Source organism: Sphingomonas sp. (genome assembly GCF_039595165.1).
GTDB lineage: Bacteria > Pseudomonadota > Alphaproteobacteria > Sphingomonadales > Sphingomonadaceae > Sphingomonas.
Window position 1 is genome coordinate 1 of sequence record NZ_JBCNMA010000132.1, and the last position, 8,979, is coordinate 8,979.

At 69.8% G+C, this 8,979-nt stretch carries 8 protein-coding genes; all 8 read right to left on the reverse strand.

Features of this window, described 5'->3' with window-relative positions; all coding sequences use genetic code 11:
* Positions 1-104, reverse strand: a 104-nt coding sequence (locus tag ABDV68_RS16360) for a glycosyltransferase (RefSeq protein WP_343521178.1), incomplete at its 3' end; no start/stop codon positions are given.
* A complete protein-coding gene (locus tag ABDV68_RS16365; protein ID WP_343521171.1) occupies positions 104-1,336 on the reverse strand; it encodes a putative peptidoglycan glycosyltransferase FtsW in 1,233 nt (410 codons plus the stop codon). The genes ABDV68_RS16365 and ABDV68_RS16360, both read right to left, overlap by 1 nt.
* On the reverse strand, positions 1,333-2,727 hold the full coding sequence (murD, locus tag ABDV68_RS16370; protein ID WP_343521172.1) for a UDP-N-acetylmuramoyl-L-alanine--D-glutamate ligase: 1,395 nt from the start codon (positions 2,725-2,727) through the stop codon (positions 1,333-1,335). Before murD ends, ABDV68_RS16365 begins: the two co-directional genes overlap by 4 nt.
* Positions 2,724-3,794, reverse strand: a complete 1,071-nt coding sequence (gene mraY / locus ABDV68_RS16375) for a phospho-N-acetylmuramoyl-pentapeptide-transferase (RefSeq protein WP_343521173.1) — start codon at positions 3,792-3,794, stop codon at positions 2,724-2,726. The genes murD and mraY overlap by 4 nt, the downstream gene beginning before the upstream one ends.
* Entirely contained in the window at positions 3,794-5,173 is a 1,380-nt protein-coding gene (murF, locus tag ABDV68_RS16380) for a UDP-N-acetylmuramoyl-tripeptide--D-alanyl-D-alanine ligase (RefSeq protein WP_343521174.1), read from the reverse strand. Before murF ends, mraY begins: the two co-directional genes overlap by 1 nt.
* Entirely contained in the window at positions 5,170-6,585 is a 1,416-nt protein-coding gene (locus tag ABDV68_RS16385; RefSeq protein WP_343521175.1) for a UDP-N-acetylmuramoyl-L-alanyl-D-glutamate--2,6-diaminopimelate ligase, read from the reverse strand. Before ABDV68_RS16385 ends, murF begins: the two co-directional genes overlap by 4 nt.
* The gene (locus tag ABDV68_RS16390; RefSeq protein ID WP_343521176.1) at positions 6,582-8,360 is read right to left on the reverse strand and encodes a penicillin-binding protein 2; all 1,779 of its coding nucleotides are present in this window, start codon (positions 8,358-8,360) and stop codon (positions 6,582-6,584) included. The genes ABDV68_RS16385 and ABDV68_RS16390 overlap by 4 nt, the downstream gene beginning before the upstream one ends.
* On the reverse strand, positions 8,357-8,979 hold a 623-nt coding region (locus ABDV68_RS16395), incomplete at its 5' end, for a hypothetical protein (protein ID WP_343521177.1). The genes ABDV68_RS16390 and ABDV68_RS16395, both read right to left, overlap by 4 nt.

Sequence of the window (8,979 nt, forward strand, 5' to 3'; positions counted from 1 at the left end):
ACCTTGTGCCCGCGCCGCATCAGCTCGCCCGCCAGCGCCGCCGCCGGGACCATGTGTCCGCCGGTGCCGCCGGCCGCGAGGACATAGTGCCGTGCCGAACTCATCAACCGCTCCCTCGAACCGTGTAAGGCGAGCGTTTGAGATACGGGTTCCGCCGCGTGAAGGCGAGCAATAGTCCCATCCCGATCGACAGCGCGACCATCGACGATCCGCCGTACGAAATGAACGGCAAGGTCATGCCCTTGGAGGGGGCGAGGCCGGTATTCACCGCCATGTTGATCAGCGCCTGAATCCCGAATTGGGCCGCCAGTCCCGCCGCGGCGAGCAGGCGAAAATTGTCTTCTTCGTCGAGCAGCTTGATCAGCACGCGCAGGATGATCGCGAGGTAGAGGATGGCGATGCCGATGCACGCGATCAGTCCGAACTCCTCGCCGACGACCGAGAAGATATAGTCGGTATGCGCCTCGGGCAGCTTGAACTTGACCGAGCCGCCCCCCGGCCCGGTGCCGGTGGCGCCGCCCGCGGTCAGCACGGCGTGTGACATGTCGGTCTGGTAATGCTCCGCCGCCGCCTTCTCGGGATCGGGGAACAGGAAGCTGTCGATGCGCGTGCGCGCGGTGTCGTAGAACAGATAGGCCGCAATCACGCCGCCGACCGCCGCCCCGCCGAGCATGCCGATCGCACGCGTGGAGATGCCGGCGAGCATCAGCAGCACGATCCACACCATGCCGAACACCATGGTCTGGCCGAAATCGGGCTGCTTCATCAGCAGCGCCGCGACCAGCGCGGTGAGCACGCCGGTGAGCGGGATCACGGGCAGATCTGGGTCCTTGGCGCGCATCGACAGGAACCAGGCGGTGGTGACGATGAAGAAGGGCTTGAGGAACTCCGAGGGCTGGACCGAGGCGAAACCGAAGCCGATCCAGCGCCGCGCGCCGTTGACTTCGGCACCGAGGAAGGCGGCCGCCGCGACCAGCACGATGCACACCGCGGTGCCGACGATCGCCATGCGCCGCGCCAGGCTGACCGGCAACATCGATACGACGAGCAGCACCGGCACCGAAAGCCCGACCCAGATCGCCTGACGCCAGAAATAGTGCATCGACGCAAACTGGGTATTGCCGTCCGAATAGCGCACCGCCGAGGCGGGCGAGGCGGCTGCAACCGCGACCAGCCCGATGCCGATCAGCAGCATCGCGAGCAGCAGCAGGATGCGGTCGATCTCCCAGAACCACAGGCCGAAGCTCGAATTGCTGCCGCGGCTGAGCTTGTCCTCGACCTTGCCGCGCCAGCCCCGCTTGCGCACCGCGGGCAGGTTGCGCCTCACGTCCGTCATTCCAATGCCCCCACCGCCGCGCGGAACTGAGCGCCGCGGTCCTCATAGTCCCTGAACTGGTCGAACGAGGCGCAGGCGGGCGACAGCAGCACCGTCTCCCCCGCCTTCGCCTGTGCCGCCGCCGACTTGACCGCGGCGTCGAGCGTAAAGCTGCGCTCGACCGGGAACTCGCCGTCGAGCAGCGCGGCAAACATCTCGGTGGCGTCGCCGATCGTATAGGCGCGCGCGACATGGCCGAAGCCCGGGCGGCACGCGTCGAGATCGTCGGTCTTGGCCTGTCCGCCGAGGATCCAGTGGATGCGTCCGAACGCCGCCAGCGCGGGGGCGGTCGAGGTCGGGTTGGTCGCCTTGCTGTCGTTGACGTAGAGCACGCCGTTCTTGGTCGCGACGCGTTCCATCCGGTGCGGCAGGCCGGGGAAGCTCGCGAGGCCGCGGTCGATGCTGGCCTGATCGACGCCCAGCGCCTCGCACGCGGCGATCGCGGCGAGCGCGTTCTGGGCGTTGTGCGGCCCCTGCAGCGCGGGCCAACGCGACTGGTCCATGCACACGCCCGGCGCGATCTTGGTCAGGTCCTCGGCGCGGCCCGAGCGCGACACCTGTCTGGCGATATCCTGCGAGGCCGCGTCGCCGATGCCGATGATCGCGGCATGCCCCCTGGATTGCATCGCGAACAGCCGCGCCTTGGACGCCGCATAGCCGTCGAACCCGTCATAGCGGTCGAGATGATCCGGCGTGATGTTGAGCAGGATCGCGACGTCGCAATCGAGGCTCTGCGTCAGGTCGATCTGGTAGCTCGACAGCTCGAGCACGTAGACGCCGCCCTCGGGGAGCGGTTCCTGTCCCAGGATCGGCAGCCCGATATTGCCGCCGAGCCGCGCGGGGATGCCGGCGGTGTCGAGGATGTGGTGGATCAGCGCGGTCGTGGTCGACTTGCCGTTGGTGCCGGTGATGCCGACCACCTTGTGGGGCGGCAGCTCGGCACGCGCCTGCGCGAACAGCTCGATATCGCCGATCAGAGGGACGCCGGCCTCGCGCGCCTTCGGCGCGATCGGGTGGCGGTTGATCGGCACGCCGGGAGAAACGGCGACGCCTGCGAAACCGGTCAGGTCGATTTCGACGGGATCGGCGAGGCTCAAGCCCTCTCCCCCTTGGGGAGAGGGTTGGGAGAGGGGCCTGTCCACAGGCGATGGGCTCGGTGAGACCCCTGCCCCCTCACCCCGACCCTCTCCCCGGAGGGGAGAGGGAGAAAGCGCCGCCCGCGCCGCCTCGTTCGAATCCCACGCCGTGACCCGCGCCCCGGCACTCAGCAGCGCGCGCACCGTCGCCGCGCCCGAGCGCGCCAGCCCCAGCACCGCATAGCGTTTGCCGCGCCAGGACGCGCTGACGATCACCGCAGCTTCAGCGTCGACAGGCCGGCGAGCGCCAGCACGAAGGCGATGATCCAGAAGCGGATCACGACGGTCGGCTCGCTCCAGCCCATCTGCTCGAAATGGTGGTGGATCGGCGCCATCTTGAACACGCGCCTGCCGGTGCGCTTGTACCAGAACACCTGGATGATGACGCTGAGCGCCTCGACCACGAACAGGCCGCCGATGATGCCGAGCACCAGCTCGTGATGCGCGACCACCGCGATCGTGCCGAGCGCGCCGCCGAGCGCGAGGCTGCCGGTATCGCCCATGAAGACCGCCGCCGGCGGGGCGTTGAACCACAGGAAGGCGAGCCCCGCCCCAACGATCGCGCCGCAGAAGATGGCGAGGTCGCCCGCCCCCGGCACGTGCGGGATGCCGAGATAATTGGCGTAGATCGCGTTGCCGGCGAGATAGACGATCAGCAGGAAGGCCATGCTCGCGATGATCACCGGCATCGTCGCGAGCCCGTCGAGCCCGTCGGTCAGGTTCACCGCATTGCCGAACGCGACGATCGTGAACGCGGCGAAGGCGACGTAGAAATAGCCGAGATCGACACTGAACTGACTGAAGAAGGGCACGTAGAGCACGGTGCCGTTCTGCTGCGTGATCACCCAGGCGGCGGCGCCCGCGATGACGAACTCGCCGAGCAGCCGCATCCGGCCCGAGACGCCCGCCGTGCTCGCCTTGCGCACCTTGTCATAGTCGTCGAGGAACCCGATCATCCCGAAGCCGAGCGTCACGAACAGGCACGCCCAGACATAGGGGTTGGAAAGGTCCATCCACAGCAGCACCGCCAGCGACAGGCTGGTCAGGATCATCAGCCCGCCCATGGTCGGCGTGCCGCGCTTGGCGAGGTGGCTCTGCGGGCCGTCGCTGCGGATCGGCTGGCCCTTGCCCTGGCGAACGCGCAGCCAGCCGATGAAGCGCGGGCCGATGATCAGGCCGATCACCAGCGCCGTCGTCACCGCCGCGCCCATGCGGAACGAAAGATAGCGGATCAGATTGAGGATGCCCGGAAAGCCCAGCCACTCGGCGATCTCGTAAAGCATTATGACCTTCCCGCCAGCGCCGCGACGACCCGCGCCAGCCCGACTCCGTTCGAACCCTTGATGAGGACCGCATCGCCGGGGCGGAGCATCTGGTCGATGCGCTCGCGCGCGGCAGCGGCGTCGGGCACATGGACCAATTCGACCCGCCCCTCAAGCGCCCGGGCAAGCGGCGTCATCCCTTCGCCGACGAGGAGCAACGCTTCGACGCCCGCATCGAGGATCGGCTCGCTTAGGTCGGCGTGGAAGGCGTCGGACTGGTCGCCCAGCTCGCGCATCTCGCCCAGCACCGCCACGCGCCGCGCGGCAGGCGTCTCGGCGAGCACGGCGAGGGTCGCGCGCATCGAAGCCGGATTGGCGTTGTAGCTCTCGTCGATCACGAGCGCCTCGCCGTCCGCGAGCGCCGTCTTGAAGCGCGCCCCGCGTCCCGCGAGCCCGCCCATCTCGGCAAGCGCGAGCCCGGCCTGCTCGAGGTCGCCGCTCGCCGCATCGATCGCCGCCAGCACCGCCATCGCGTTGGCGACCCAATGCCCGCCGGGCTGCGACAGCGTGAAGCCGAGCGTGCGGTCGGGCCCGATCTGCGCCGTGACATAGGTGCCGCCGGCCTGGCCCGGCACGATCTCGACCGCGCGCACGTCAGCGCCCTCGCCGAGGCCGAAGGTCACGATCCGTGCGGCATGCGGCTCGGCCGCGGCGATCAGCCGGTCACGATGCGGGCTGTCGAACGGCACGATCGCGGTGCCGCCGGGCTCGAGCCCCTGGAAGATCTCGCCCTTGGCGTCGGCAATCGCCTCCTCGTTCGGAAAGAATTCGGTGTGGGCCGGCGCGATCGTGGTCACCAGCGCGATGTGCGGGCGGACCATGTGGGTCAGCGCGAGCAGCTCGCCGGCATGGTTCATGCCCATCTCGAACACGCCGTACCTCGCCTCGCGTGGCATGCGGGCGAGGCTCAGCGGCACGCCGGTATGGTTGTTGTAGCTCTTGACCGATCGGTGCGCGAAGCCCGGCGCGATCCGCTCGAGGCATTCGAACAGCGCTTCCTTGGTGCCGGTCTTGCCGACCGATCCGGTGACGCCGATGACCGTGCCGGCCATGCGCTTGCGGCTCGCCCGCGCAAGGTTCTCCAGCGCGACCATCGTGTCGCCGACGAAAATGTGCGGGCGCGCCGTCTGGGAGGAAACGACCGCACCCGCGGCCCCGCTCGCGAAGGCCTGATCGAGAAACTTGTGCCCGTCGGTGGTCTCGCCGGTGAGCGCGAAGAACAGCGCGCCCGGTCCAACCTCGCGGCTGTCGAACGCGACCGCATCGGCGACGAACTCGGCCGACGCCGTCCCGCCGGTCGCGGCGGCGATCTCGCCCGAAGTCCATAAAGGCTCGCTCACGCCGCCGCCTCCCGCGCCACCGCCACGTCGTCGAACGGCAGCACCATGTCGCCGACGATCTGGCCCTGCTCATGGCCCTTGCCCGCGATCAGCACGATATCCTGCGGCCCCGCCTTGCCCACCGCGAGGAAGATCGCGCCGCGCCGGTCGCCGACCTCGGTCGCGCCCGGGCAGCCCTTGAGGATGTCGGCGCGGATCGCCGCCGGGTCCTCGCCGCGCGGATTGTCGTCGGTGACGATCACCAGGTCCGCGCCCGCCGCGGCGGCCTCGCCCATCGGCTCGCGCTTGCCCGGATCGCGGTCCCCGCCCGCGCCGAAGACGAGGATCAGCCGCCCCGCCGCGTGCGGCTTGAGCGCGGCGATCGCCGCCTCGATCGCGTCGGGGGTATGGGCGTAGTCGACATAGATCGGCGCGCCGCTGCGGCTGATCGCCGCGCGCTCGAGCCGCCCGCGCACCGGCTGCAGGCGCGAGAGATTGGCCAGCGTCGTCGCGATGTCGCCGCCGGTGGCGATCACCAGCGCCGCGGCGATCAGCGCGTTCGCCGCCTGATAGCCGCCGATCAGCGGCAGGCTGACGCGATGCTCGACACCCTCCACCTCGACCACCAGCTTCTGGTCGAGCAGCGTCGGCTCGCGCGAGATCAGCCGGATCGTGCTGCCATGCTCGCCGACCGTCATGACGCGGTTGCCGCGCATCCGCGCGATGTCGATCACCCGCTCCGAATGCGCATCGTCGGTCCACACCACCGCGGTGCCGTCGGGATCGAGCACGTCGGCGAACAGCCGCAGCTTGGCGGTGAGATACTCCGCCATGTCCTTGTGATAGTCGAGATGGTCGCGCGACAGGTTGGTGAACGCCGCCGCCGCCACCGGCAGCCCTTCGGTACGGTATTGCGACAGGCCGTGGCTCGACGCCTCGAAGGCGAGGTGGGTCACGCCCTCACGCGCCAGCCCCGCGACATTGGAGAGGAAGGTCACGACGTCCGGGGTGGTGAGGCCGGTCGAGACCATCTCGCCCGCGCTGGTGACGCCGAGCGTGCCGATCGACGCGGCATTGTGCCCGGCCATGCGCCACAGCTGGCGCACCATCTCGACGGTCGAGGTCTTGCCGTTGGTCCCGGTCACCGCCACCGCGGTCTCCGGGAAGGGCGCGAAGAACCTGGCGGCGATCCGCGCGAATTCGGTGCGCGGATGATCGGTCGCAATGTGCACCGCGCCCTCGACTCGCGTCTCGGGCCGCGCGATCACCGCGATCGCACCGCTCGCCACCGCCTGTGGGATGAAGTCCTCGCCGTTGAAGCGCGCCCCGCGAAAGGCGCCGAACACGGTGCCGGGCGCGACCTTGCGGTGGTCGATGGCGAACCCGGTGACGATCGTATCTTCGGCGCCGCCGGTCAGTTCGCCCAACCTCACTCGCCCGCTCCCGGCGCGACGACCGGCGCCGAGGCGGCGGCAGCGGCTGCGGCTGCGGCTGCGGCTGCGGGCTTGTTCCTGGGTTCGGCCTTCCACAGCAACGGCGTGAGATCGGAGACGTCGACGTCGCGCGCCTCGTCCGGCACCACGCCGAGCATCGCGCCGGTGCGCATGATCACGCGGTTGACCACGGGGGCGGCGGTCCAGCCCGCGGTCGAGAAACCGTGGGTCTGGGCGTTTCCGACAGGCGAATCGAGCATCACCAGCACCACATAGCGCGGTGCGTCCATCGGGAAAGCCGCCGCGAAGGTCGAAACATTCTGATTGCGCTTGTAACCACCTGCGCCGGGCACTTCCGCGGTGCCGGTCTTGCCCCCGACGCGATAGCCCGGGGCATCGGCCTTGCCGCCGGTGCCGTGGGTGACGATCAGGCGCAGCAGCTGGCGCATCCGCGCGCTCGTCGCCTCGGAGATCACGCGGCGGCCGGCCGGGGCCTTGCCCGGCTCGATCTTGCGCAGCGTGGCAGGGCGCCACACTCCGCCATTGACCAGGGCGGCATAGGCACTGGCGAGATGCAGCGGCGTCACCGCGATGCCATGGCCATAGGCGGTCGTCATCACCGTGGTGCGCGCCCAATATTTGGGCCACAACGGCGAGGCCTTGCCGCCCAGCTCGATATCGGGCCGCTGGTCGAAGCCGAGCTTGCGGAACATGCTCTCCATCCGCTCCTTGCCCAGTTCGTCGGCGATGCGGGCGGTGGCGATGTTGGACGAGTAGATCAGCGTCTCGGGGATGTTGAGCCAGCGCTTCTGTGCGTGGTCGTCGCGGATGCGGAAGCCGCCGACCTGGAGCGGCGCCGTGGCATCGTAGCGCTTGGCCATCGACGGCGCGACCCCGCTCTCGATCGCGAACGCCATGGTGAACGGCTTGAACGCCGAGCCGAGCTCATAGACGCTCTGAGTCACGTTGTTGCGGAAATGCTCGGGGTTCGAGCCCCTAATGTTGTTCGGGTTGAACGTCGGCAGCGAGGCCAGCGCCATCACCTCGCCGCTCGCGACGTCGAGGATCACCCCTGCCGCGCCGCGCGCCTGGAAGCTGGTCATCGCCGCGCCGAGCTCGCTCTCCAGCGCCGCCTGCGCGCGCAGGTCGAGCGACAGCGCCACCGGCTGGCCGCGCCGCGCCGGATCGGTCAGCTGCTTGTCGAGCGCCAGCTCCATGCCGGTGACGCCGTTGCCGTCGAAATCGAGATAGCCGAGAACGTGCGCGCCGAGGCTCGCCTGCGGGTAGAGCCGCTGCGGCTCGCGCGCGAACTCGATCCCCGGCTCGCCCAGCGCGTGCACCGCCGCGACCAGTTCGGGCACCGCGCGGCGCTGGAGATAAGTGAAGCGCGAGTCGCTGCCCAGCAGCTTGGCGTATTCGCCCTCGCTCTTGCCCGGCAGCGTCGCCGCGAGCGCGCGCGCCAGCTCGGCCTTGTCGCCGATCACCTTGCCCGGCCGTACGCCGATCGACCAGGCGTCGATGGTCCGCGCGAGCGGCGCGCCGTTGCGGTCGACCAGGTCGCCGCGCAACGGCACCAGCATCGCGTTGATGCTGGTGGTCTCGGCCGGCTCGGCGAACAGCGCGAGCAGGACCAGCCGCCCGACGATCACCGAGATGCCCGCCGCGAACAGCAGCGCCAGGATCATCAGCCGCACATGCGCGACCGCCATCGTCGCGTGCCGGGTACCCGGACGCGTGCGATTGCGGGGCGCGGGGGCGGCGACGAGGACGGTCACCGGACCCGGCGTGCCTCGGCCCGGACGCCCTTCATCAGGTCGCCGAAGCTCGAATCCTTGAGCAGCTTGCGGTCGAGCATCGCCACTTCCGCTTCGCGGGGCGTGCGAGGCGCGGCCTTGGCGGGCTTCGATGCGGCCTTGTCCGCGACCTTGACCGGCTTGGACGCAATCTTCTCCGCGACTCTGACCGGCTTCGCGAACGTGGCCACCGCCTCGGGCTTGGGTGCCGGCTTGGCCTGAGGCTTCACCGCAGCCGCAGCCGCGGTCGCCACTGGCGTCTTGGTCGCCGGCGTCCCTTCGACCGAATCCGACGCGGTACGGGGCGCCACCACCTCGGGCACGCCCGCGGGCACCACCATCGCGGCATAGCGCTCGGCCACGCCCTCGGCCTCGAGCGCACGCATCGAGGCGAGCGCGGTGTCGCTCGCCAGGAACTGCTGCGGCGTCGGCGCGGTGTAGCGCATCACCTCGCCGTTCCAGCGCTCGAGCTGGGCGAGGTTGGCGCGCGTGTCGAACTCGGTCTCGAGCCCGCGGATATCCTTGTGCGCCTTGGCGATCGCGCGCTCGACCGCCTCGACGCGCGTGCGCTCGGCCGCGACCATCGAGGAGACGAGGTAGC